The 24,928-nt window shown below is 66.7% G+C and carries 24 protein-coding genes and 3 tRNA genes; 13 read left to right on the top strand and 14 right to left on the bottom strand.

Annotated features, from left to right (window positions below; all coding sequences use genetic code 11):
* The first annotated feature begins 126 nt into the window (after positions 1-126).
* Both GFY24_RS01230 and GFY24_RS01225 read left to right on the top strand, forming a co-directional pair.
* Entirely contained in the window at positions 127-1,311 is a 1,185-nt protein-coding gene (locus GFY24_RS01230; RefSeq protein ID WP_153803076.1) for a serine hydrolase, read from the top strand.
* 88 nt (positions 1,312-1,399) lie between these two features.
* Positions 1,400-2,986 (top strand): alpha/beta hydrolase, encoded by a 1,587-nt coding sequence (locus GFY24_RS01225; protein WP_309230278.1) that lies wholly within the window; start codon positions 1,400-1,402, stop codon positions 2,984-2,986.
* Between the two features lie 78 nt (positions 2,987-3,064).
* Here GFY24_RS01225 and GFY24_RS01220 read toward each other — a convergent pair whose 3' ends face one another.
* From GFY24_RS01220 to GFY24_RS01190, 7 genes are all read right to left on the bottom strand, one after another.
* On the bottom strand, positions 3,065-3,709 hold the full coding sequence (locus tag GFY24_RS01220) for a response regulator transcription factor (protein ID WP_153803075.1): 645 nt from the start codon (positions 3,707-3,709) through the stop codon (positions 3,065-3,067).
* 37 nt (positions 3,710-3,746) lie between these two features.
* Entirely contained in the window at positions 3,747-5,045 is a 1,299-nt protein-coding gene (locus GFY24_RS01215; RefSeq protein ID WP_153803074.1) for a sensor histidine kinase, read from the bottom strand.
* Between the two features lie 131 nt (positions 5,046-5,176).
* Complete coding sequence (rsgA, locus tag GFY24_RS01210) at positions 5,177-6,322, bottom strand: ribosome small subunit-dependent GTPase A (protein WP_153803073.1); 1,146 nt, start codon at positions 6,320-6,322, stop codon at positions 5,177-5,179.
* A gap of 239 nt (positions 6,323-6,561) precedes the next feature.
* Complete coding sequence (locus GFY24_RS01205) at positions 6,562-7,491, bottom strand: glycosyltransferase (protein ID WP_153803072.1); 930 nt, start codon at positions 7,489-7,491, stop codon at positions 6,562-6,564.
* Positions 7,488-8,303, bottom strand: a complete 816-nt coding sequence (locus GFY24_RS01200; RefSeq protein WP_153803071.1) for an ABC transporter ATP-binding protein — start codon at positions 8,301-8,303, stop codon at positions 7,488-7,490. Before GFY24_RS01200 ends, GFY24_RS01205 begins: the two co-directional genes overlap by 4 nt.
* Before the next feature lie 7 nt (positions 8,304-8,310).
* The gene (locus GFY24_RS01195) at positions 8,311-9,135 is read right to left on the bottom strand and encodes an ABC transporter permease (protein WP_309230277.1); all 825 of its coding nucleotides are present in this window, start codon (positions 9,133-9,135) and stop codon (positions 8,311-8,313) included.
* Between the two features lie 169 nt (positions 9,136-9,304).
* On the bottom strand, positions 9,305-9,892 hold the full coding sequence (locus GFY24_RS01190; RefSeq protein WP_194852701.1) for a bacterial proteasome activator family protein: 588 nt from the start codon (positions 9,890-9,892) through the stop codon (positions 9,305-9,307).
* A 236-nt stretch (positions 9,893-10,128) separates the two neighbouring features.
* Between GFY24_RS01190 and GFY24_RS01185 the strand changes: the two genes are divergently transcribed.
* Positions 10,129-11,334 carry a cysteine desulfurase-like protein gene (locus GFY24_RS01185; protein ID WP_153803070.1) on the top strand — a complete coding sequence of 402 codons (1,206 nt, stop codon included), beginning with the start codon at positions 10,129-10,131 and terminating at the stop codon, positions 11,332-11,334.
* Here the strand turns inward: GFY24_RS01185 and GFY24_RS01180 are convergent.
* Positions 11,331-12,317: an NAD(P)H-quinone oxidoreductase gene (locus GFY24_RS01180; protein WP_153803069.1), complete on the bottom strand. Its 987-nt coding sequence runs from the start codon at positions 12,315-12,317 to the stop codon at positions 11,331-11,333. The genes GFY24_RS01185 and GFY24_RS01180 overlap by 4 nt on opposite strands.
* A 284-nt stretch (positions 12,318-12,601) precedes the next feature.
* Between GFY24_RS01180 and GFY24_RS01175 the strand changes: the two genes are divergently transcribed.
* From GFY24_RS01175 to GFY24_RS01155, 5 genes are all read left to right on the top strand, one after another.
* Positions 12,602-13,777 (top strand): alpha-hydroxy-acid oxidizing protein, encoded by a 1,176-nt coding sequence (locus tag GFY24_RS01175; RefSeq protein ID WP_153803068.1) that lies wholly within the window; start codon positions 12,602-12,604, stop codon positions 13,775-13,777.
* Between the two features lie 49 nt (positions 13,778-13,826).
* Complete coding sequence (locus GFY24_RS01170; RefSeq protein WP_228565890.1) at positions 13,827-14,285, top strand: MarR family winged helix-turn-helix transcriptional regulator; 459 nt, start codon at positions 13,827-13,829, stop codon at positions 14,283-14,285.
* Positions 14,286-14,531: 246 nt separating this feature from the next.
* Positions 14,532-14,616 (top strand) — tRNA-Ser (locus GFY24_RS01165).
* Between the two features lie 98 nt (positions 14,617-14,714).
* The gene (locus GFY24_RS01160) at positions 14,715-15,746 is read left to right on the top strand and encodes a HoxN/HupN/NixA family nickel/cobalt transporter (protein ID WP_153803067.1); all 1,032 of its coding nucleotides are present in this window, start codon (positions 14,715-14,717) and stop codon (positions 15,744-15,746) included.
* A 20-nt stretch (positions 15,747-15,766) separates the two neighbouring features.
* A complete protein-coding gene (locus GFY24_RS01155) occupies positions 15,767-16,810 on the top strand; it encodes an alpha/beta hydrolase family protein (RefSeq protein WP_309230274.1) in 1,044 nt (347 codons plus the stop codon).
* Between the two features lie 62 nt (positions 16,811-16,872).
* Here the strand turns inward: GFY24_RS01155 and hisC are convergent, their stop codons facing one another.
* On the bottom strand, positions 16,873-17,946 hold the full coding sequence (gene hisC / locus GFY24_RS01150; RefSeq protein ID WP_309230273.1) for a histidinol-phosphate transaminase: 1,074 nt from the start codon (positions 17,944-17,946) through the stop codon (positions 16,873-16,875).
* Positions 17,947-18,124: 178 nt separating this feature from the next.
* Here hisC and GFY24_RS01145 point away from each other — a divergent pair, with 178 nt between their 5' ends.
* The 3 genes from GFY24_RS01145 (at position 18,125) to GFY24_RS01135 (ending at position 19,143) form a co-directional block, all read left to right on the top strand.
* On the top strand, positions 18,125-18,811 hold the full coding sequence (locus tag GFY24_RS01145; RefSeq protein WP_153803066.1) for a dienelactone hydrolase family protein: 687 nt from the start codon (positions 18,125-18,127) through the stop codon (positions 18,809-18,811).
* A gap of 124 nt (positions 18,812-18,935) precedes the next feature.
* Positions 18,936-19,025: transfer RNA gene (locus GFY24_RS01140), tRNA-Ser, on the top strand.
* 45 nt (positions 19,026-19,070) lie between these two features.
* Positions 19,071-19,143 (top strand) — tRNA-Arg (locus GFY24_RS01135).
* A 72-nt stretch (positions 19,144-19,215) separates the two neighbouring features.
* Here the strand turns inward: GFY24_RS01135 and GFY24_RS01130 are convergent.
* From GFY24_RS01130 to GFY24_RS01115, 4 genes are all read right to left on the bottom strand, one after another.
* Positions 19,216-19,932 (bottom strand): maleylpyruvate isomerase family mycothiol-dependent enzyme, encoded by a 717-nt coding sequence (locus GFY24_RS01130; protein WP_309230272.1) that lies wholly within the window; start codon positions 19,930-19,932, stop codon positions 19,216-19,218.
* Positions 19,933-19,942: 10 nt separating this feature from the next.
* Positions 19,943-20,668, bottom strand: coding sequence for a DUF998 domain-containing protein (locus GFY24_RS01125; protein ID WP_153803065.1), 726 nt, complete (start codon positions 20,666-20,668; stop codon positions 19,943-19,945).
* 99 nt (positions 20,669-20,767) lie between these two features.
* Positions 20,768-21,181, bottom strand: coding sequence for a very short patch repair endonuclease (locus GFY24_RS01120; protein WP_309230409.1), 414 nt, complete (start codon positions 21,179-21,181; stop codon positions 20,768-20,770).
* 75 nt (positions 21,182-21,256) lie between these two features.
* Entirely contained in the window at positions 21,257-22,399 is a 1,143-nt protein-coding gene (locus tag GFY24_RS01115; protein WP_153803463.1) for a DNA cytosine methyltransferase, read from the bottom strand.
* 315 nt (positions 22,400-22,714) lie between these two features.
* Here GFY24_RS01115 and GFY24_RS01110 point away from each other — a divergent pair, with 315 nt between their 5' ends.
* The gene (locus GFY24_RS01110; protein ID WP_309230271.1) at positions 22,715-23,317 is read left to right on the top strand and encodes a putative glycolipid-binding domain-containing protein; all 603 of its coding nucleotides are present in this window, start codon (positions 22,715-22,717) and stop codon (positions 23,315-23,317) included.
* Positions 23,318-23,379: 62 nt separating this feature from the next.
* Here GFY24_RS01110 and GFY24_RS01105 read toward each other — a convergent pair whose 3' ends face one another.
* Positions 23,380-24,327 (bottom strand): prephenate dehydrogenase, encoded by a 948-nt coding sequence (locus tag GFY24_RS01105; protein WP_153803064.1) that lies wholly within the window; start codon positions 24,325-24,327, stop codon positions 23,380-23,382.
* Between the two features lie 58 nt (positions 24,328-24,385).
* Here GFY24_RS01105 and GFY24_RS01100 point away from each other — a divergent pair, with 58 nt between their 5' ends.
* Positions 24,386-24,925, top strand: a complete 540-nt coding sequence (locus GFY24_RS01100; protein ID WP_153803063.1) for a tRNA adenosine deaminase-associated protein — start codon at positions 24,386-24,388, stop codon at positions 24,923-24,925.
* The last annotated feature ends 3 nt before the right edge of the window (positions 24,926-24,928 follow it).

Genomic DNA, 24,928 nt, shown 5'->3' with positions numbered 1-24,928 from the left:
TGCATAGCATCGGGTAGCGCCAGCACTACCACGGATTGGGGTGCGCGCCGGATCGGCAGGTCAGAGCAGTCTTCCTAGGCTGGAATCCGCCGGACGACCCGGCGCGAACAGGAGGAACGCCTTCCCATGACGACACTTCGGCGGCATCGCGGCCGTACCGCGCTGGCCGGACTCGGACTCGTCGCCGCGCTCACCGCGGCGGGCTGCGGCAGTCCGGACACCACGTCCGAGTCGCCCGGTCCCGACCGCGACCGGGCCATCGTCGATGCCATGAACGCTGTCGTGCGGGGCGGATTCCCGGGCGTGCAGGTGGTGATCACCGGACCGGACGGCCCGCGCACGCTGACCGCCGGCGCGGGCGATCTCGCCACCGGCGCACCCATCCCCGACCATGCGCGCGTCCGAATCGGCAGCAATACAAAGACTTTCGTCGCCACCGTGGTTCTGCAACTCGCCGCCGAGGGAAGACTCGACCTGGACGCACCCATCGAGCGCTATCTACCCGGCGTCGTACATGGCACCGGCAATGACGGCGACAAGATCAGCGTGCGGCAATTGCTCCAGCACACCAGCGGCCTGCCCGACTACCTCGCGGGCGGCAACCCGGAGATCCGCGCCGCCGCGAATACCCCACAGCTGGAAGTACTTCGCGATGACGTCCGCTGGCGGCAGTACCGGCCGGCAGACCTGATCAGCTTGGCCATGACCATGCCACCGCAATTCGCCCCCGGCGCGCGCTCGGTCTACACCAACACCAATTACCTGCTGCTCGGCATGCTCATCGAGAAGATCACCGGGCGGCCCGCCGCCGCCGAAATCGGCACGCGCATTATCGACAAGCTCGGTTTGCCGGACACCTACTTCCCGGCCCCGGGTGAAACCGTCATTCGCGGACCACATCCCAAGGGGTATCAAGTGATCGACGGCAAGCAGGTGGACTTCACCGACCTCAACCCCTCCTGGGGTGACAGCGCCGGGGCCATGGTCGCCACCGGCGCGGACCTCGACCGCTTCTTCACCGCGCTGCTGAACGGTGAACTGCTGCCCGCCGCGCAACTGGAGCAGATGAAGCAGACCGTCCCCTTCGACCGAATGCCCGGAGCCGGTTACGGATTGGGCCTGATCCACCTGCCCGTCTCCTGCGGTAAGGACGTATGGGGTCACGGCGGCAGCATCCCCGGCTTCGGCACCCAGGGCGGCGTCACCGCCGCCGGCATCGCCGTGAATATCGCCGTCAACCAGCTCGCCACCAGCGACGCGACCGCAGATCTGGTCGACAAACTGCTGGACACCGCGCTCTGTGAGAGCTGACCACGCCGAACACCCGCGAATCACGCTGTGCGACAGCCACGGCGCGCAGGGTATCGGGGTAACCCCCGAATGGATGAGAGGAACGACAGTGCGCCAACGTTGGAGCGCCGCCGGTGGACTCCCCGCCGTACGAGAATCCGCCGCAGCCGCGCGGCGGCCGCAACGCAGGCGCGGGTCGATCACGGCGGTGGCGGCCGCACTCATGGCGCTCACCGGATCCGCGCTCACCGGGGCCGGGCCGGGCACGCCGATCGCCTCGGCCGACACCCCGCTGGACCGGTTCTACGGTCAGCGGCCGGAGTGGAAATCCTGCGATGATTCCCGCCTGGACGAGGCGGGCGCACACTGCGCCGATATCACGGTGCCGCTGAATTACGCTGCACCACAGGGCGAGACGATCACCATCGCCATCTCCCGGATCCAGGCCACCGATCCGGCGCGGCGGCACGGCATTCTTTTGTCCAATCCCGGCGGTCCGGGCGGCGCCGGCCTGGATTTCACCGTCGATTTCGGCGCGGCCATGACACCCGATGTGCGCGCCCGCTACGACCTCATCGGCATCGACCCGCGCGGGGTCGGCCGCTCCTCGCCCGTGCACTGCGGCTGGCCACGCGGCTTCGGCCTGCAATCCGCCGGCCTGGATGCCGTGGATTACGCCGAATCTGTTGCGGTGCAGGCTGATCTGGCCGCACGGTGCCTCACCGATGGCGGAGAACGGTTGCGGTACTTCACCACTCGCAATACCGCCCGCGATCTGGACGTCATTCGCGGCGTACTCGGCGAGGGGAAGGCCAGCTACTACGGCGCCTCCTACGGGACGTATCTGGGCGCGGTCTACACCCAGATGTTCCCCGAGCGCAGCGACCGTATCGTGCTGGACAGTGCGGTCGATCCGGCCCGCTACGGTGCGGTCGACATGGTTCGCGATATGGGTCCGGCGAATGAGGCCGCCCTGGACGAATGGGCCGATTCGGCCGCCGCGAAGGACAGCGAATACCGGCTCGGAACCACCCGCGATCAGGTGCGCGCCACCGTGCAGGATCTCATCCGCCGCTCCGCCGAAAAACCGCTGCGGGTAGGCGAATTCGATATCGACGAACACACACTGCCGATGATGCTGTTCACCGTGCTCGACGATCCGCGCGAACACGACACGGTCTCCACGATGGTCCGCATGTTCGCCGACGCGGCCGACGGCAAGCCGGTGACCCCGGACCCCGGGACCACCAAGGCGCTGGCCTACATGCTGAAGGCCGATCCCGAGGACGGTGCCGCGCAGATGGCCATCATGTGCGGTGATGTCGCGGTGCCCCGCGACCCGATGTTCTACTGGCGCAATATCGAAGCCGCCCGCGCCACCCAACCGGTGTTCGGGGCCTTCACCAACAACATCACCCCGTGCGCCTTCTGGGCTCCGCCGGTCGAACCGACGACGGTGGTGCGCAATTCCGTCCCCGCCCTGATCGTGCAATCCACCGGTGACACCCGCACCACCTACGGCAATGCACGGGGCATGCACCGCGCCCTCACCGAATCACGCCTGGTAACCCTGCAAAACGTGGCCATCCACTGGATCTTCGGTCGCTACCCGAACACCTGCGTCTACTCGGCGGTGAACACCTACCTCCTGGACGGCACCCTCCCCGCGAATGACCTCACCTGCCACCAGGATTGATGGACGATTGATCACCAGGCAGTCACCGTGGCATCGGCCCGAGAGCCGAGCCCGGTCAGTGCCTGGTGATCTTGCAGCTCAGGCGTTGAGGTACGCGAGCACGGCCAGGACGCGGCGGTGCCCGACTTCGTCGGCGAACAGGCCGAGCTTGGCGAAGATGCTCCGAATATGTTTGAGCACAGCACCTTCGGAGACCACCAGGCGCTCGGCAATGGTGGCATTGTCGTGGCCCTCGGCCATGAGCGCCAGGACCTCCCGCTCACGCGGGGTGAGCGCGGCGAGTGGATCATCCGCCTTGCGCCGCACCAGCAGTTGCGAGATCACCTCGGGATCCATGGCGGTACCGCCCTCGGCCACTCGCCGCAGTGACTCCAGGAACCGATCCACCTTCCCGACCCGCTCCTTGAGCAGATACCCCACCCCGCCCGCACCATCCCCGAGCAGTTCCGCCGCATAGCTGTCCTCCACCCAGGCGGAGAGCACCAGCACCGGCAGTCCGGGGTGAATCTGCCTGGCGCGCACCGCCGCCCGCAACCCGTCATCGGTGAATGTGGGCGGCATCCGCACATCCACCACCAGGGCATCCGGCCGATCCGCCGTCACCACCGCGAGTAGATCATCGGCATTGTCCACCGCCGCGACCACCTCGATCCCCGCCGATTTCAGCAGCAGCGCCAGCCCTTCGCGCAGCAGCGCGTCATCCTCGGCAATCACCACGCGCATGGCGACCCCGCTCGTGGCCCGGCGATGTTCTCGCTGATCATGATCCGCACGGTATCTCCACCCGCACCACGGTGGGACCGCCGGCCGGACTGTTCAGCAGCATGCGTCCATCCAAAGCCTCGGCCCGCCGCCGAATCCCCGCCAGCCCCCCGCCCTCGATATCCCGCGCCTCGCCCACCCCGTCATCACGTATCTCGACGGTCAGCAGCTCCACCGTCCCGCCGAGTGTCACCGAAACATGTTCGGCCCGAGAGTGTTTGGTCGCATTGGTGAGTGCCTCCGCGATCACGAAGTATGCCGCGGCCTCGACCGCCGCGGGACGGCGCGGGAAGGTGTCGACCGACCGCGGGTGCGGTTCGGTGATCGGGGGCTGTGCACCCGCGCCCCCACCGAGATCGATCGTGCACGGTATCGGGCTGCGCGCCGCCAAAGCCGAAATCGCGCTTGCCAATCCGCGATCCGAAAGCACCGGCGGATACACGCTGCGCACCACCTCACGCAGTTCGGACAGCGCCGCCGTAGCTGTGTCCTGCGCCTTGCGCACCAACTCGTCCGCCGCGTCCGGATCCCGTTGCCGCAGTTGCTCGGCCACCCCGAGCTGCATGATCACCGCCGCGATCCGCGCCTGTGCCCCATCGTGCAGATCCCGTTCGATACGCCGCAATTCCGCGCCGTGCGCATCGAGCGCCGCCGCCCGGGTGGCGGTCAATTCGGCCACCCGATGCGCCAGCATCGCATCTTCGGTGGGTCCGAGCAGCTGCGTGGCCCACCGCGCCTGCCACCGCGCCACCACCGGAACCTGCAACGCCAGCCACAGGAGGGGTAGTCCGGCAAGAGAGCTCACCAAGGCCAGTCCCCAGGAGTCGACGACGAACCCCAGCCCATCGATACTCCCCGGCCGCACCATCCGCCAGGACCATGGCCGCACAACCTGCGCCAGCCCGGCCACCGGCAGAACCACCGCCATGACACCCACGATGATCCCGGTCACCGCGTTCCACACCAGCCACCCCAGATCCCGCCGATTGGCCGGATCCCGCACCAGTGTCCCCCACTGCTCCCGCCAATCCCCGACCATCGGCTGATAAGGCCGCGGAATCTCCTCCCCCAAGAACCCTCCGGCCCGCCGCCGATCGAAATTCACCACCTGCCGCACCACCCGCACCGCCTCCGGCATAACCGGAATCCCCACCCCCACCAAACAGCCCGCCCCCACCAACACCAGCCCCACCACCGCGAACACCGAAATCAGCGAGCTGACCGCCCCCACCGCAAGAAACCACACGCCCCCCGGCATATTGCGCAACCGAGCCCCCACCCACCGCAGGGCAGGCATCACTTCACCCCGCACGGCATCGCCAAAGCTCCTCGCATCCCTCCAACCTATCCGCCCTGGCCCAGAGCGCGAGTGTGCACTCACGGCGGTGATTTCAGCGAATCTCCGCCCTGAGTGCACACTCGCGGGGGTCAGCGGCCGAATTGGGTGCGTTGGCGGTACATGCGGCGCTGGTCCTTGTTGATTTGTTTCCAGGCGCGTTCGCGTTCGGCGCGGAGGCGGGTGTCGGAGCGGGCGGCCATCCATTCGTTTTCGCGGGTGAGTTTGCGGTAGCTGGTGAGCCGGCGTTCGGGGAGGGCGCCCGATTCGATGGCCGCCTGGACGGCGCAGCCGGGTTCTCGATCGTGCGAGCAATCGGCGAATCGGCAATCCGCCGAAAGGGATTCGATATCGCTGAAGGTGCGGCCGATGCCCTCGGCGGCATCCCAGAGGCCGATGGAGCGCAGGCCGGGGGTGTCGATGAGGGTGCCGCCGCCGGGGAGCGGGCGGAGTTCGCGGTGCACCGTGGTGTGGCGGCCGCGTTTGTCGCCCTCGCGAACCGCGTTGGTGGCGAACACTTCCGAGCCGAGCAGGGCATTGGCGAGGGTGGATTTGCCCGCGCCGGAGGGGCCGAGCAGAGCTACGGTGCCGTCCAGGACGGCGGTCAGCACCTCCATGCCGAGACCGGTGGACGCGCTCACCGCGAGCACGGTTGCTCCGGGTGCGGCGGCGCGCACCTCGTCCAGTGAAAGATCCACCGCCAGATCGGCTTTGGTGAGCACCACGATCGGTTGCGCACCGGATTCCCAAGCCAGGGCGAGCATGCGTTCGATGCGCCCGAGATCCACATCCCCGTCGCCGGGCGAACAGAGCAGCACGGTATCCACATTGGCCGCCAACATCTGATCGGCGGCGCGGGCCCGCGAATCGGAGTGGCCGGAGACCGCCGCACGCACGATAGCGGTCTTGCGCGGCAACAGCTTTCGCACCACCGCGGAGTTCAGCATGCGGCGCGTGGTCGGCAGTTCGCCGGATTCATTGCTCAATCCGACCCAGTCGCCGGTGCACAGGCCGGTGATATCGGAGTCCGAGCGTGGGCAGCGGGCGCGCACGATGACGGCCTCCGCTCGATCGGGCAGACGGGTGGTGGCGATCGGTACCGCCACATCGCATTCGCTGCGATCCATGCGCAGCAGTCGCGCCGGGATCAGCGAATCACCCAGCAGCGGAAGGTATTCGGCGGCCACATCGGGGGTCCAGCCGTAGGGGGCGAGCAGGTCGAAATCGACCACAGACATGATGGGGGGTCCTTTGACGGGCTGAGCCCGTCCCAGGACTCAGCGCGGAGAATTCGAGGTGGATACGTACTGCGCGGTCAACACACGCGCGGGCACGACAATCCGTGCTGCTGTAGTCACGTAATCCACCTCCTCTGCTTTCCCCGGGCGGTCACCGAGGCGACCGCGATGCCGAACAAGAACGGCACAACCCTGTCAGGTCGGCCCGATCGGCGCAATCGATTTTCCGACCAGGCGCTTTAGGTCTTCGCCTCGGGCTTGCGGAACTGTTCGCGCCGCCCGAGCCGCTGCAACCGCAGCCACTCCATGAACCCCTGCGGATCCTTCTGCTGCAGCAGGAAGAACCAGCCGAACCGAGCCAGCTCCTGCGGCAACAGCTTTCGCATACCCGGCTGCGCCATCAGATACCCGCGATTGCGATAGGTGAAGTACCGCTTCACCGGATCGTCCGGGTACTGCGTGTGCATGCGCCCGCCCAGAATCGGCTTGAACTCCTCCGACCCGTTGGGGTGCAGGTACGCGGTCTGCAAACAGGTGCCGAACGGCAGCCCCGACCGCACCAATCGCCGATGTACCTCAACCTCGTCACCGCGCACGAACAGTCGCAGATCGGGCACGCCGATAATGTCCACGGCCTCCGCCGACACCAGCGCGCCATTGAACAGCGAGGCGATGCCGGGCAGGAAATCCTCGTCGCCGAGTTCGGAGCGCAGTCGCCGCCACACCACACCGCGGCGCAGCGGGAAGGCCAGCCGATCCGGATCGTCGATATCGGCGACCACCGGCGACACCTCGACCAGCTGATGCCGTTTCGCGCAATCGAACAGCGTGGCAAGCACTTCCGGCCCATCGGGTCGGCCGTCGTCATCGGCCAGCCACACCCAGTCCGCGCCCATGGTGAGCGCGTGCAGCATGCCGAGCGCGAATCCGCCCGCGCCGCCGAGATTGTGCGCCGACCCAAGATAGGTGGATTCGATGGGCTGATTACGCACCAGTTCACCGACCTCGGCCTCATTGCCGTTGTCGACCACAATGAGATGGTCGATCGGCCGGGACTGGGTGGAGAGCACCTTCAGCGACTCGGCCAGGAGTTCCTTGCGTTTATGCGTCACCACAATGGCGACGATGCGCGCATCATCGCCGAAGTGCGGGGTGGTCTGGTCTGTCATGCGGGATTCCGTTCGGGTTCACGTGCCAAATCCCGCAGCACCTGCGCCACGTGATCGCCCGCCTCCGGGCCTTCGTACGCGCGCACGACTTCCTCGATGCCGCCGTGCATGCGTATCTGTCCATGATCGATCCACATCGCGGAATCACACAGCTGGGCGAGGAATTCATTGGAGTGACTGGCGAAGACGAGAATGCCGGAACGGGAAACCAATTCCTGCAACCGGATTCGCGCCTTCTTCATGAATTCCGCGTCGACCGCGCCGATGCCCTCGTCGAGCAGCAGGATCTCCGGGTCGATGGAGGTGACCACGCCCATGGCCAGGCGCACCCGCATGCCGGTGGAGTAGGTGCGCAGCGGCATCGCCAAATAGTCGCCCAATTCGGTGAATTCGGCGATTTCATCGATCAGCGACAGCATCTTCTTGCGGGTCTGCCCGAGGAACAGGCCACGAATGATGATGTTGTCGTAGCCCGAGACCTCCGGGTCCATGCCGACACCGAGATCGAAGACCGGCGCGACCCGGCCGCGAATCCGCGCACTACCACGGGTGGGTTCGTAGATGCCCGAAAGCAGCCGCAGCAGTGTCGATTTGCCCGCGCCATTGTGGCCGACCAGGCCGATCCGATCGCCTTCCTTCAGCGACATGGTGATATCGCGCAGTGCCTCGACCACCACCACATCGGACTGATTGCGCCCGATGGCGCCGCCGGCGGACCCCAGCACCGCTTTCTTCAGCGAACGGGATTTGGCGTCGAAGATCGGGAACTCCACCCACGCGTTCTGGGCTTCGATACTCACATGGTCGGTCATTGAGCCTTCACACCCAGTAGGGGACTCGGGAACGGAACTTCTTCATAGCAAGTATCGCGACAATCCAGCCGACGACGGTGATCGCCACCACCACAATCCAGCTGCGCAGGTGAATCGGATCGCCGAGCAGGGGCGCGCGCACGATTTCCAGGTAGTGGAAGGTCGGCACCAGCTCGGCCAGTTTCGCGCGATCGCTCGCGGTGCCGGTGAGCGCCGTCGGCTTCCACATGACCGGGGTGAGCACGAACAGCATGAGCGTGGTGCTGCCCAGGATCGGTGCGAGATCGCGGTAGCGGGTGCTGAAGATGCCGAACACGATCGTCACCCAGAGCGCGTTGAGGAAGATCAGCAGCAGGCCCGGAATCGCCAGCAGCGCGGACCAGTGCAGATTCCGCCAGATGCTGAACGCGGCCACCATGATCACGTAGATGATCAGGTTGTGCGCGAAGAACAGGAACTGCCGCCACACCAGGCGATACACGTGCACGCTCAGCGCCGACGGAAGTTGTTTGATCAGGCCCTCATTGGCGATGAAGACATCCGAGCCCTCGAGAATGCTGGCATTGATGACATTCCAGACAATCAGCCCGACCGTCACATACGGCAGATAAGAACTGAGCGACTGCCCGAACAGGGTGGCATACAACACACCCATGGCCGCCGCCTGCAACCCGGTCGCGATGGTGATCCAGAACGGCCCCAGCACCGAGCGCCGATAGCGCTGCTTGATGTCCTGCCAGCCCAGCGCCAACCACAATTCACGCTGGGAGAATCCGTCGCGAAAGTCCTTGAAGGCACGCGCGAAGGACTGAGAATCCGACACTAGCGGCACCGGGTTTTCGTCCACGCGCACCTCGGACGTCGCCGAGTCGGGGGGAGCAGCAGCAGGCACAAGACCCGACCCTATCTAATAGCCCGCCCGTTGCGGCAGGAACCTGCTCCCGACCCGCGCCGGATCCCCCGATCCGACAGTGATCCTTGTCATCGCCGACGGGCGATGCTCAGAGGTACTGCCCGCCGCTACCGGATGATTGCCCACGCGAATCGGTTCCGCTCATGCCCGGCGGCAGGGCGTGCCGCATCTGTTCGAGCTGGGCGCGGGCCGCCATCTGCTGGGCGAAGAGGGCGGTCTGGATGCCGTGGAACAGGCCCTCCAGCCAGCCGACCAATTGCGCCTGGGCGATGCGGAGTTCGGCGTCCGAGGGGATCACGTCATCACTGAACGGGAGGGCGAGGCGTTCGAGCTCCTCGCGGAGTTCGGGGGCCAGGCCCTGTTCGAGTTCGCGAATGGAGGTCCGGTGGATATCGCGCAGCCGGGTGCGGCTGGCATCGTCGAGCGGCGCGTGCCGGACTTCCTCGAGCAGTTGTTTGATCATGGTGCCGATGCGCATGACCTTCGCGGGCTGCTCCACCATGTCGGCGAGCTGCTCATCCAGATCGCCCGATTCGTCGTAATTACCCTCACCGACAACCCGTCCGGTCACCTCCACGGGTTCACCACCGATCTGCGCGGCAGCCGGAATCATCAGCGGCTTGCCCTCGGGGCCGATCACGACAATGGATTCCGGCCCCCCATCCGATTGCGTCATGCCCCCCATCATGCCTGTGCCATTTGCCCTCCGCTTCGCTCCGGGCGGGTTCGCGGGCAGGCGCAGGGAGGTGGATGCCGTGGGAGTCCGGAACCTTCCCTCCCTCCGCTGCGCTCCCCCGCTCCACTCGGTCCAGAACCCGGACGGGCCGCGAACCTTCGAGGTGGACTATTGGCTTCGCTTCAAACACCCCACACCGTTACGCCGACTTGCCCTCTGCCTTTAGAGTGGCGAGCATGACTTACGACGTCGCAAGGGTTCGGGGCCTCATACCGTCCCTGGGCGACGGCTGGATCCACCTCGACCCGCAAGCGGGCATGTTGGTCCCCGATTCGGTATCCCGAGCCGTATCAACAGGTTTCCGGACCTCCGCCTTCTCGCATACCAATCGGCACGGCGCGGCCAAACGCAGCGCGGCCATTCTGGAGGCCGCCCGCGAGGCGGTCGCGGATTTGGTCGGCGGCGATCCGGCGGGCGTGGTGCTCGGCCCGGATCGCGCGGTACTGCTGGCCTGGCTGGCCGAATCGCTGAGCTCCCGGCTGGGTCTGGGCACCGGGATCGTGCTGTCGCGCCTGGATGACGAGGCGAATGTCGCGCCCTGGCTGCGCATCGCGAATCGCTATGGCGCACATGTGCGCTGGGCCGAGGTCGAGATCGAGACCTGCGAGATGCCCGCGTGGCAGTTCGAGGAACTCATCGGCCCCACCGCCCGACTGGTCGCGTTGACCGCCGCCTCACCGATCGTCGGCTCCGCGCCCGCCGTGCGGGTGGCCGCGGATCGCGTGCACGAGGTCGGCGGACTGCTCGTCGCCGACTGCTTCGGGGCAGCGCCCTACGCGCTCATCGATATCGACGAACTCAATGCCGACGTGATCGCGCTGAGCGCCCCCGCCTGGGGTGGTCCGCAGATCGGCGCACTGGTCTTCCGCGATCCCGCGTTCCTGGACCGGATTCCGTCCATGTCGCTCAATCCCTACGCCAAGGGCGCGGAGCGGCTCGAGGTCGGCGGCCATCAGTACGCGCTGCTGGCCGGACTCGCCACCTCCATCGACTTTCTGGCCGGACTCGACGAGCGCGCCACCGGCACCCGCCGCGAACGCCTCGAGATGTCCATCACCTCGCTGCAGGACTACCACGATCAGCTCTTCGAACATCTGATGTCGGTCCTGGACACCATCCCGAACCTGACCGTCATCGGCCGCGCCTCCACCCGCATCCCGACGGTGAGCTTCACCATTTCGGGCATGCAGGCCGAGAAGGTCTCGGCGAAACTCGCCGACGCCCGCATCGGCACGCTGAGCGGATCACACGGTGGCAGCCGCCTGCTCGACGCGCTCGGCGTGAACGACGAGGGCGGTGCCGTCACCATCGGTCTCGCCCCGTATACGACGAAATTCGAGATCGATCAGCTCGGCCGCGCCCTCATCGCGCTCGACACCTAGCCGATCCGCAGGATCACCTTTCCGACCGTCTCCGGCGCGTCCAGCAGCCGATGTGCCTGTGCCGCATCGGTAATGGGCAATTCGGCGGAGACCACCGGAACGACCGTGCCGTCGGAGATGAGCGGCCACACGTGGCGGCGCAGTTCGGTAATGATCTCGGCCTTGGAATGCCGCCCGTGCTCGGGCCGCCGCCGCAGGTTGGTGGCGTGAATGGTGCCGCGCTTGGCAAGCAGCGCAGCGAGATTCAGCTCCGCCTTCACCCCGCCCTGCATACCGATCACCACGAGTTGCCCGTCCTCGGCGAGCGCGTCAACATTCCGTTCCAGGTAGGCCGCGCCCATATTGTCGAGAATGATGTCCACGCCCGGATATTCACTGTGGATCACGGTCACGAAATCGTGCTCGCGATAATTGATCAACACCGTCGCGCCGAGTTCGCGGCACCGCTGGAGTTTGTGCTCGGAACCCGCAGTGACCGCCACCCGCGCACCGAGGGCCCGCGCCACCTGAATCGCATGCGTGCCGATACCGCTGCCGCCGCCGTGAATGAGCAGCAAATGGCCGCTGTGCAGGCCCGCCGTCATCACCAGATTCGACCAGACGGTGGCCGCCACCTCCGGAAGTGCCGCTGCCGCAGCCACATCCAGCTGTTCGGGCACCGGCAGCACCTGCGTCTCGGGTACCAAAACCCGCTCGGCATAACCGCCGCCCGACAGCAGCGCGCACACCTCGTCGCCGATATGCCGATCCCGCACGCCCGGCCCGACCGCCGCGATCACACCGGAGCACTCCAGCCCCAATATTTCACTCGCACCGGGCGGCGGCGGATAGAACCCTTGCCGCTGCAGCAGATCCGCGCGGTTCACCCCCGCGGCCACCACCTCGATCAACACCTCACCGGGTCCGGGCGGGGGCAGATCGGGTACCTGCGCCCACTTCATGACCTCTGGCTCACCGAAACCGTCGAGTGTCACCGCATACATGAAAGTGAGCCTACGGGCGGACCACACCGATTACTGTCAGGCCATGCTCGGGGTGGACACAGCATCCTGTCAGCTTCGGCGGTCATTGTTGGATGACCACATCCGAAAGGGAAAATCCATGCTCGGCTTCGTAACCGCTCTCGGCGCACTCACCATCCTGACCGCAATGGCCATTTCCGGCTTCGTCGCCGCCGAATCCTCGCGCGCCCTGGTGCGTGTACGGAACCGCTGAGAGAATTTCCGACACCCCCCGTACCACGAGTGTTGGTACTAGCGTTTGCCGAATGAGCAGTTTCGTCGACTTCCAGAACGAGATCTATCTCTCCGGACTCGCCGGCATCGTCCCCGCCCTACCCATGACGGCGGCCGGACTCGAGGCCCGAGCCCGGGAAGTACTGGAACCGGCGGCCTTCGCGTACGTGGCGGGCAGCGCCTCCGCCGAGCGCACCGCGGCGAACAATTTGCACGCCTTCGAGAAGTACCGGCTCATGCCGCGCGTACTGCGTGGCACCAGCGGTCCCGGCGCTCGCGACCTCTCGGTCGAGGTGCTCGGAACCCATTTGGCCGCACCGATTCTCACCGCACCCATCGGTGTGCTGGGCCTGCTGCACGAGCGCGGTGAGACCGTGGTCGCCGAGGTGACCCGCGAACTCGGTATCGGCATGGTGCTCTCCACCGCGTCCTCCTCCACCATCGAGGAGGCGGGCGCGGTCGCGGGGGACTGGTGGTATCAGCTGTACTGGCCCAATGACCCGGAGCTGGCCCGCTCCTTCGTCGAACGCGCCGAAAAGGCCGGAGCCAGAGCTATTGTCGTCACCGTGGACACCCCGGCCCTGGGCTGGCGGCCTCGCGATCTGGCGCTCGGGCATCTGCCGTTCCTGGCGGGCAAGGGCATTGCCAACTACCTCTCCGATCCGGTCTTCCGCGCCAAACTCGCGGTGCCGCCGGAGCAGAGCGACGATGCCATGCGTGCCGCCATCCTCACCTGGCTCGGCCTGTTCGGCAATCACGGCCTGCGCCCCGCCGATATCACCAAATTGCGCGACTGGACCACCCTGCCCATCGCGGTGAAGGGCGTCGTACACCCCGATGACGCCCGCCAATGCGTGGACGCGGGCGCGGACGCGGTCATAGTCAGCAATCACGGCGGCCGCCAGGTGGACGGCGCCATCGCCGCACTCGACGCCCTGCCCACCATTGTCGCGACCGTCGGCGACCGCGCCGACGTACTCTTCGACTCCGGTATCCGCACCGGCGCGGACGTCATGATCGCGCTCTCACTCGGCGCGAAAGCCGTGCTCTACGGCCGCCCCTGGGCCTACGGCCTGGGCATCGCGGGCCGCGACGGCGTCCGGCACGCGCTACGCACCCTGCTCGCGGATTTCGATGCGGCCATGGGCCTTTCGGGCTGCACCAGCCTGAATGACCTGAGCCGCACCATGATCAGTTCCTTCCGCTGACCCCAACCGGGCCCGGGGCGCAGCGGAGGGCAAATAACGCGGAGGGCAAATGACACAGTGGCTCACCCCGGAACAGCAGCGTGCCTGGCGGGCCTACATGGATGGCGGCCAGCGGCTCATGGCCGACCTCAATCGGCAGTTGCAACAGGACAGCGCACTCTCCTTCGCCGATTACCGGATTCTGGTGAAACTGTCCGAGGCACCGGGCCGCTCACTGCGGATGAGCGACCTCGCCGACGGCGTGCTCTCCTCGCGCAGTCGCCTCACCCATCAGATCCGCCGCCTCGAGGGGCAGCGCATGGTGCGCCGCGCCGCCTGCGAGGACGACGGCCGCGGCGTCCTGGCCCAGCTCACCGATGAGGGCATGCACCGCCTGCGCCTGGCCGCCCCCGGCCACGTAGCCGCCGTCCGCCGCTACTTCATCGACCTGCTCACCCCGGCCCAACTCACCGACTTGGCCACCGCGATGGAGTTGATCAACCTGGCCGGAGACCACCGCACGGACTGATCCACGGGTCACACCGCCGCAAGGTTCGCGGCCCGTCCGGGTTCTGGACTGAGTGGAGCGGGGGAGCGAAGCGGAGGAGCGGAGGGAGGGAAGGTTCCGGACTCCCAGGGCCGCGAACCCGCCCGCAGCGAAGCGAAGGGCAAATTAACACAGCACCCGCCCGCAGCGAAGCGGAGGGCAAATTAGGCACAGCACCCGCCCGGAGCGAAGCGGAGGGCAATTAGACACTGCTAACATCATCGGGCTGGAAGCGTGGCAGAGCGGCCGAATGCACTCGCCTTGAAAGCGAGCGTCGTGAGAGCGACCGGGGGTTCAAATCCCTCCGCTTCCGCTGGAAATACGCAGGTGGGCATGGGCTTTCGAGCCCATGCCCACCTCGCGTCGACACAGCTGTAGCGATGAGGGTGGTCCGTGCGCGGTTGGATCGGAATGGGAATCACGGTCCTCGCACTGCACGTTCTGGGCTGGGGCACCCTGCTGCTGTTCGTGGTGCCGGGCCATCACATGGTGCAGGGCGCGGTCTTCGGTACCGGCCTCGGCGTCACCGCCTACACGCTCGGCATGCGGCATGCCTTCGACGCCGACCATATCGCCGCCATCGACAACACCACGCGCAAACTCGTCGCCGAGAACGGGCGCGCCCGGACGCACACCGTCGGATTCTGGTTCGCCCTAGGCCATTCCAGCATTGTCTTCCTCATGGTGACGCTGCTGGCGCTGGGCATGCGCGCGCTCGCCGGACCACTCGAGGACGAAGGCTCGGCGCTGCACAGGTTGACGGGCCTGTGGGGCACCAGCATCTCCGGCACCTTCCTCATCGCCATCGGCCTGCTGAATCTGGCGTCGCTGATCGGGATCTGGAAGGTGTACCGGCGCATGCGCGGCGGCGACTTCGACGAGGCGCGGCTGGAGCACGAACTCGAGCATCGCGGTGCGCTCAACCGCATCCTCGGACCGGTGGTGCGGATGGTGCGCAAACCGTGGCAGATGTATCCGGTCGGCCTGCTGTTCGGGCTCGGCTTCGACACCGTCACCGAGGTCGGGCTGCTGGTGATCGCGGGCGGCGCGGCCGCCACCGGACTGCCCTGGTACACGATTCTCGTTCTGCCGCTGCTGTTCTCGGCCGGCATGACGCTCTTCGACTCGCTGGACGGTTCTTTCATGAGCTACGCCTACGACTGGGCGTTCGCGCGACCGGTGCGCAAGATCTACTACAACCTGGTGATCACCGGATTGTCGGTGGCGGTCGCACTGCTGATCGGCGTACAGGAGATCGTCTCCATTTTCGTCCAACGACTGGATATCACAACGGGATTCGTCGCCTGGATCGGCAATCTCGACCTCGGCGATCTCGGCTTCGTGATCGTCGGACTGTTCGTACTGACCTGGGCGGTGGCCATCGGCGTGTGGCGGCTCGCCGATATGGAGACTCGCTGGGAGCGTGATCTCGCCTCGGACTGAACTCTGGCAGCATTGGCGAGGTGGATCGCCGCCGTTCAGCACGGCGTCGCCTTGCCGGCGCCTTCGCCAGCGCCGCACTGCTCGCGGGTGCGGTGCTCCTGAGTCCGTCCCAATCGCTCGCGGAACCGCCCGTGGAATCGGGCTCCAATGAGGAGTCCGCGCCTGCGGTCGACGCGGTGCACCCCACCCTCGCCGCCATCGCGCACATCGAGAATCTGAACGACCGGCTACTGCAGGTCTCGGTCGCCTCACCCGCCATGGACCGCACCGTCGACGTACAGATACTGCTGCCCGCCGTCCGCGAGACACCCCGGCCCACGCTCTACATGCTGGACGGTCGCAGCGCCGCCCCCGACGCCAACAACTGGGCCGCCAAAGGCGGGGCACTGCGCTTCTTCGCCGACAAGAACGTGAATGTGGTCTTCACCCTCGGCGGGCCCGCCAGCTACTACACCGACTGGCAGCACGCCGATCCGAAACTCGGCACCAACCGCTGGGAAACGTTCCTCACCCGCGAACTGCCGCCCCTGCTCGACGCCGGCTTCGGCGGAAACGGCGTCAACGGCCTCACCGGCGTCTCAATGGGGGCCGAGGCAGCCATGATGCTGGCCGCCCGCCATCCGGAGCTCTACCGGGCAGTGGGAGCCCACAGCGGCTGCTACGCAATGAGTTCGGAGTTCGGTCAAGCCCAAGCACGCGCGGTGATCGGCACCTTCGGCGGCGACCCGGACAATATGTTCGGCCCATCGGGCGATCCACGGTGGGCCGAACACGATGTGGTCAACCAGGCGGAAGCCTTGCGCGGCAAGACCATCTACCTCTCCTCGGGCAGCGGTATCCCCGGCGAATACGACGGCCCGACGAATCCCGATGCGATCATGTTCGGCGGCCCACTCGAAGCCGGCGCCGACATGTGCACCCGCCAACTCGCCGACCGCCTCACCCAACTCGGCATCCCCGCCATGGTCGACCGCCGCCTCACCGGCACCCACTCCTGGCCCTACTGGGCCGATGAACTGCCCCACTCCTGGCCGACCATCTCCGCGGGCCTCGGAATCGGCTGAGCCCCAACAGAATACGGCACGACCCTCGCCGGGATGACGGGGTACGCCGGGATGGCGGTCGGTCAGCCCAGGAAGCGGCTGACTACCGCGGGGTCTGTCGCGAAGCTCAGGAACAGATCGTTCTCGTGCGGGTCGCCCGCGGTGATGCGTACGCCGTCATTTCCGTAGGGCCGCACCAGAACTCCGGCCTCGGCGCTGGCGGCACCGTATTCGGCGCTGTGATCGCCGAGCGGCAGCCACAGGAAGTTCGCGTGACTGTCGGCGACCCGGTAGCCCGCCGCCGCCAGGGCGTCGCGCATGCGATTGCGTTCGGCCACAACGGCATCGGTGCGCTCCAGCAGTTCGTGCCGGGCCTCCAGCGAGGCGATGGCCGCCGCCTGCGCAACCCGGTTCACGCTGAACGGGATATGCACCTTCATGAGCGCGGTGACGACGTCGGGAGCGCCGATGGCGTACCCGACGCGCAGTCCGGCCAGCCCGTAAGCCTTCGAGAAGGTGCGCAGCACAAGCACATTCGGCCGGGTGCGGCCGATCTCCACACCGTTCGGCTGGTCTTCGAGTCGCAGGTATTCGTAGTACGCCTCGTCCAGCACCACCAGCACATGGGCGGGCACCGAATCCACGAATCGGACCAGTTCCGCGGTGCCATGCGCCGTACCGGTCGGATTGTTCGGATTGCAGACGAAAACCACCCGCGTATTCGGCGTGATGGCCGCCGCGATGGCATCCAGATCGTGCGCGAAGTCATGATCGAGCGGCACGTGGATCGCCTGCGCCCCCGCCACCTGGGTGACGATCGGGTACGCCTCGAACGAGCGCCACGCGAACACCACCTCATCGGTGGGTGCGAGGCAGGTGATCTGCACCAGCTCCTGGCACAGCGCCACACTGCCGCAGCCGGCCGCCACGTTCTCGACCGCTACCCCGTGGAATTCGGCTATGGCCGTACGCAATTCGATCGCGGCATTGTCCGGATACCGGTTCACCAGCTCCGCGGCCTCGGCGATCGCCTTGGCCACCGAGGGCAGGGGCGGAAAGGTGGTCTCGTTGCTGGCCAGCTTCACCAGATCGGGGTGGCTGCGGCCGGCGACGTACGCCGGGATGGCATCGAGATCCGGACGAATGTGCGCGCTCACCCACCCAGCCTATGTCCCGGGGTCGAAGGCCCCGCGCACCGGTCTCACCCGGGATGCTCGAAGGTGGCGAATCCGGTAGTGCGCCAGCTGTAAGCGCATTTGTACCGGAAAATGTTCTGCATATCGGTGCCCGGAAAACATTAATCGCGAAGTTACCTTGCACAACTACTCTGACTGCATGGCGGGCATTTTCCGAGATCTAGCGCCTGTGCATGAGACGACGAGGGTTCCTCTCACTGTGATCGAACCGGATGGTCATGCACGAGGCGGCATCGTGGTGCTACACGAATCGCGCGAATTCACCGATCCATTGCTGGATCTCATGCGATCGCTGGCCGATGACGGCTGGACGGTCGTCGCACCCGACCTCTTCCATCGCGCGAATGGTGTGGTCTCCGATCAGGTTTTCGGCGCGGACCTGGTGGAGGACTTCGACGCCTGCTTCGACTGGCTCACCGGCCACGGCGTCTTCCAGGACTGCATCGGTGTGCTCGGCTTCGATTCGGCGGGCACGGCCGCGGCCCTGGTCGCCACCAATCGGCGCATCGGCGCGGCGATCAGCGTCGCCGCCCCCGGTATCGAAATCCCGCTCGGCCCGGACGCGCTCGCGCTCATCGCGGCCGTGCCGCAACTGCTCTCGCCTTGGCTGGGCCTGTTCGGCGCGGACGATCCGCGCACCCCACCCGATCAGATCGACCGGTTGCGCGATGCCGCCGCCCGCGCGGTAGTCGCCACGCTCGTGGTCACCTATCCCGGCCTTGGGCACCGCCCCGATCGCCCCGGCTTCGATCCGGCCGAACTCGACGACGCCACCCTCGACGCCCAGACCCGCATCTTCGAATGGTTCGACAGTAACCTGCGGTGAAAACACCACCGCCGATGGCCGGACTCGGGCCGCTGACCACCCGTTTTGCCTATTGGTCGGCTGCTGTGTAATCTTTCGTCCCGGCGGTTCGAAAGGACCGGCGCCCTCGTAAGAGAAGGCTCCAGGAGGCGTGCCAGAGCGGCCGAATGGGACTCACTGCTAATGAGTTGTCCCTTCACGGGGACCGGAGGTTCAAATCCTCTCGCCTCCGCCAAGCCCGGTTCGCCGGGCTGCTACAAATATATAAATGAATAATCCTGCGCCCGTAGCTCAACGGATAGAGCATCTGACTACGGATCAGAAGGTTAGGGGTTCGAATCCCTTCGGGCGCACAACAGGAAGTCCCGCACCAATGGTGCGGGACTTCCTTCGTTTCCGGACCCGATTCGCGGCGGGAGCCGAATCTACTTCCAGGCGGCCAGGTTCGGCAGCTCGCCGGTGAGGCCGTCGCCGGGGTAGCGGCCGATCAACCAGGCGGCGAGAACGGCCGCCGGTCCGGTGATCTCCGTCTCAGGCGTGCCGACCGTACCGGTGTAGCCGGTGTCGGTCGCGGTGACGGAGAAGCCGGGGCCGTCCTTGGCGGACAGGTCGGCGACAGCCTGGGGGAGCAGCCGGGCCACGAACGCGGCGGGCCAATCCTGCTGTGTGTAGCCGATATTCAGATCCACGTGGTGAATCTCCACCTCCAGCAGGCGCATCCACAGCACCCGGGCGGCGGGCATTTCACCGCCCTGACGGTTACGCACGGTGGCTTGCCAGCATTCGGTGGGCATCACCCGCGCCAGCGCCAGCCAGCGCTCGGAGGCGGCCGAGAGGTCCTCGAATTGGTCGCGCTGTGGGCGCAGTGCACCCGCCTCGATATCCGCCTCACGCAGGAAAGTGCTTGCGTACTGCGGCGTTTCGACGCCGGTGCGCGCCCACAGCAGCAGATTCACCAGGCTGTCGGCATTGCGGGCGGCATGCGCCAGCACATGCCCGCGGGTCCAGCCGGGTAGCAGGGACGGCTCCACCAGATCGGCGTCGGTGAGGCCGGAGACGGCATCGAGCAGGCGGGTGGTCGCGGCGGCGACCGTATCGAGCTGCGTGGCTATCTCGGTGAGTTCCGGTGCGTCGCTGGTCACATTTTCGACCCTACCCAGCGTTGCGGTCGGAATCCCGTTCGGCGACAACGATTTGCACCGCGAGCGCGATCAACCAGAGCGACATCGCGCCCACCTGGATGCGCTGTGCGATGCCCAGACCGTAATTGCCGGGCAGATTGTCGGCGATCAGCATCCACGCTGTCACCGCCGAACCGACAATGAGAATCCACAGGCCGGTATGCCGCAGAATCGGCCAGCGCCGGTATTTGAACGCCGCCACACTGAACGCGATCATCGCGATGTAGATCGAGAACACCGCCAGCGAACTGGTGAGCGCGTGAATCTGATGCAGCTGCGGGAACAGCCCGGTCTCCGAATACGTGTGCGTCACAGTCGGATCGATCGGCCACTGCGCATCGGCGATGGTGGAGAGCCCGAAGCAGGTGAGCGCGATCCAGCCGATGGTGGAGTAGCGGCGGCGCGAGAACAACAGCAGCCCACCGATACCGGCCGCCGCGAGCATGGCGCCCGAGACGGTGTCACCGGTGGTGAAGACCCAGCGGAACGGCGCACCCTTCTCGGCCAACTGGCTCAGGAAGGTGTTCGTCGGATCGCTGGGGATGGGTAGTAGGAACTCGAGCACCCAGGACGAGTAGCCGATTCCGGCGACCGCTATCAGGATCGCGATGCACCAGCGCAGTACCCGTCGCCAGCGTGGCGTAGGTGGCGAAGCGCTGGGAGCTGCCTCTGCCTGTTTCTGCTCGGTGGGCATCATCGCGGTACTCGCTTTCCCTGGCCTCGCTCGCTCTCGCAGCCGTACCGGTCGGACGGTCCGGTGGTAGGTCCATTGTCGCCCATCGACGCCACCAACCCCTCACACCTCGCTGGTCAAGGCCGAAAACACCAGGTCGGCCGCCGATTCCGCGGCCTCGTGTTCCCATACCCGCACCACGGTCCAACCCGCCGCCGTCAATCGCGCATCGGTATCGCGATCCCGCACCACATTCCCGGCCAGCTTCTCGGCCCAGAACTCGGCATTGTTCTTCGGCGACGTGGCGTGTTCGGGGCAGGAGTGCCAGAAACACCCATCCACGAAGACCGCCACCTTCCGCCGCGGGAACACGATGTCGGCTCGCCGCCGCATCTTCGGCAACGGAGCCCTGTCCACGAAGAACCGCGCACCCCGCCGATGCAATTCCCGCCGCAACGCCAATTCCGGTGCGGTATCGGCTCGCCGCTGCCTGGACATGCGCGCACTCGTCGCCGCATCGGTGGTCGGGTGCGGCACGCTCACCGGAGGTTCCGGCGGCTGCGGTGCGGCATGGGCGGCTCCTGGAATACGGGTCGGGTCGCTCCGATGTGCTCAGGCGGCCTCGCGCGGAAATCCTCCCATTCGGTCGAGGTGGTTCTCCACATCCTCGATGAATCCAGGGGGAAATCTCAGGGTGCCCATCGTGGTGCGGCGCAGGAAACCGGCCGTGGCCCGGGCCGACAAAAGATTCACATCATCGAGGAACCAGCGCAGATCCTCGTACGGCGCGTGAACGGGCCAGGTGGACACCGGAACTCGATGCACCACCCCATCGCGGCCCCATGCGGCGGACGGCCAGGCGCGGCGGGTGTGCGGCTCGCCCTCCGGAAATTCGTCATGGGCGGGATCGGCGAGACGCCCGGCGATCCAGGACGCCATGCGCACGCTCACCGCATTGCCGACCAGCTTCCAGCGATGCCCGCGCCGCACGCCCGGTACATCCAGAGCCGGTGTGGTCCAATCCCGATCGAAGCCCTGCAGCCGTTCACAGTCGGTGATACCCGGGGTGACCAGCTCACCCGAGGGCAGTCGAACCGCCGGCGGACTCGCGATCCCCAGCCCCGAACCACCCTTGAGCGTCGGCACCGCGTTCACCGCCCAGCCGAGTCCGCGAGTGCCCTCGGTCCAATAGAACCCGCACGGATCGTGCGCCGGATCGCCGACGGTCTGCGCCCCCGCATCGGTTCCGAACAACACCGGTCTCGGATCCTCGGTGCGCGAGGCCAGCATCAGCACCCGCTGCCGGCGCTGCGGCAGACCGAAGGCGCGGGCATCGACCACCCGATACGCCCAGGTGTAGCCGAGCTCCTCGAGCGCGCTCGTAATGTGCCGCATGGCCGCCCCGCCGCCGAGTTGCAGCATGAACGGCACATTCTCGATGAGCAGCCAGCGCGGTCCGCGCTTGCGCTTCACCAGGCGGAACACCTCGTCCACCAATCCCGAACGCGCCCCGGTGATTCCGGCCGTCCGCCCGGCCTGCGACAGGTCCTGGCAGGGAAACCCGGCCGCCACCAGATCGATCCCCGCGGGCAACGCCCTGAGCTTGGTCACATCCGAATGCAACTCCACCTCGGGAAACCGCGCCCCCAGCACCGCCTGCGCGCCGGTGTCGATCTCACACAGCAATTCGCTGCGCCACCCGTGCGCGGCCAGCCCGAGCTCCAGCCCGCCGATCCCGGCGAACAGCCCGACCATCCGCGCGCCAGCCACAGTTACCTTTCAGCCCCGAGTACCTCAATGCCCGCGACTACGTTACTCGAGTCCCGATGACCCGCCGCCCAGCAACACCAGGCATACCGGGCGGTCTGCCCCTGATCGCCGACCCCCCACGCCGAACGCCAGCCCGTATGTCTCCGCCAAGCCGCAACACACCCAAATACATAAACCCCAAGTTCGCGGCCCGCCCCGTTTCTGGACTGAGCGGAGGGAGGGAAGAAACGGGGCTCCAGGGGCCGCGAACCGCCGGAGCGAAGCGAAGGCAAAATAAACACAGCACGTACGGTTGTAGGCGTGACGGAGAGCGGGAGCGAGGATTCGAAACCGGCGGTGGCGAAGTGGCCGTCGATATTGACCTGGCGTGCGCATAACGCGTCGCGAATGGAATCGGTGCGGGTTGTGCTCAGCGGCAACCGGATTCGCGCCGCCGGCCGCATCATCGCGGGGGAGTGCGAGGATCATCCGGCCTTCAGTGCGTCGTATGACCTGGTCACCGACGAGAACGGCGTGACCCGCCGACTCTCCCTGCGCAGCACCCTGGCCACCGGTGAACGTCATGCCTCGATCGCCCGCGACGAGGAGAACTACTGGCTCATCGACGCCGGTGGCACACATGTGCGCTCCACCTTCGGCGGCGCACTCGATGTCGACGTGGTCCTGAGCCCGTTCTTCAACACCCTGCCGATCCGCCGCTACGGCCTGGCGCACGCCAGCGAGGACGTCCAGGTCCCGGTCGTCTACGTCCGCCTCCCCGACCTGCTCGTCCAGGAGGCCAGCCTCACCTACAGCAGCGGAGCCGACGGCATCCACGTCCTGTCACCCGTCTCCAGCGCAACGGTCACCGTCGACGCCGACGGCTTCCTCCTGGACTATCCAGGCCTGGCCGAACGCATCTGAGCTCCGCTCACCGGGCGTCCCCCGTCATCCCGGCATGCTGTTGGCCGGGATCCACGCTCGGCTCAGAGCGACTCGATCACCCCGCCGCGCCGCCCCGCGTCGGCGAGCCGCTCGGCCCAATCCTGGTCTCCCGGCCGCACATCGGTGATCGCCCAGCGCTGGTTGTCATCGAAGTCGACGCGCCCGTCATGCCCGGCATCGGCGAGCTGCCCGATGGTCCCGTTGTCCCGCAGACTGTCCCGCGCACCTTCGAGCACCCGCAGCGTGTCCTGCAGCACCTCCAGCAGCGCCGCCGCATTGGGATCGCAGATGGCGCGCACCAGATCCGGCGCGGTCGCCGCGACCCGGGTGCCGTCGCGGAACGACCCGGCCGCCAATCCCAGAGCCAGCGCTCCACCATTGGTGCCCTGGATCGCGAGCGCCTCGGCGAGCACATGCGGCAGATGTGAAATCCGCGCCACCGCTCGATCGTGTTCCGCGCTCAGCACCGGCACCACCACGGATCCACAGTCCAGCGCGAGCCGCGCCACTCGTTCCCAGGCGACCTTGTGTGTGCCCGGGTCCACGCTCACCGCCCACGCGGCGCGCTGGAACAGATCGGGAGTGGATGCGGCCCAACCCGATTCGCTGGTCCCGGCCATCGGATGCCCGCCCACATATCGTCCGGCCAGCTCATGCCTGTGCATGGCGGCGGCGACCGGAGCCTTCACACTCACCACATCGGTGAGTACGCATTCGGGCGCGAACGATTTCACATCCGAGAGAATCGTGTCGATGGCCGGCATCGGCACGCCGACAACGATCAAGGCATCCTCGTCCGCGGCGCGCCGCAGCACCGCTTCGATATCGCTGCGCACATCGAAATCGTCTTCGCGGGCGGCCTCGGCCCCGGCCTCCGACCGGTTGAATCCCCACGCCGCGTATCCGGCCGCGGCTGCGGCGCGCAGCACCGATCCGCCGATCAATCCGGTACCCAGGACACAGACTGCTGCTTTCGGATGGCCCGTCATGCGATCAGATTCGCATACGACTTCAACATTTACCCCGAAGCGGACTACCGTTGCGCGCATGGCAGCACAGCGCTCGAGCACGAACAGGGCGACGTCGGACGAGTACGACGACGTGGAAGGGTTCGCAGTGGCGGTTGTCCGCGAAGAAGCCGATTGGAAAGTTACGCCGCTGAGTGCGGCTGCGCTCTCCAGTCTTTCCGCGGCCGAGGCCGAATTGCGTGAGCTGCGAGCCTCCGGCGCGGTATTCGGCCTCATCGATATCGACGACGAGTTCTTCATCATCCTCCGTCCCGGCCCGACCGGCAGCAGAATCCTGCTCTCGGATGCGACCGCGGCCATCGACTACGACATCGCCGCAGATGTACTGGAGGAGTTGAATATCGAGATTCCGGATATCGATCCGGACGAACTCGACGATGTCGAGCCCTGGGAGGAGGGCGACCTCGGCGTCCTCTCCGACCTCGGCCTGCCCGAACCGGTCCTGAGCGTCATCCTCGCCGAAACCGATCTCTACCCCGACGAACAGCTCGGCATGGTTGCCCAGCGCCTCGGCTTCGCCAACGAATTCTCCGCTGTCCTGGACAAACTCCCACGCTGACCG

Origin of the sequence: Nocardia sp. SYP-A9097, assembly GCF_009649815.1 — a bacterium.
In the GTDB taxonomy this organism is placed as follows: Bacteria; Actinomycetota; Actinomycetes; order Mycobacteriales; family Mycobacteriaceae; genus Nocardia.
This window is presented reverse-complemented; position numbering and strand designations above follow the sequence as displayed.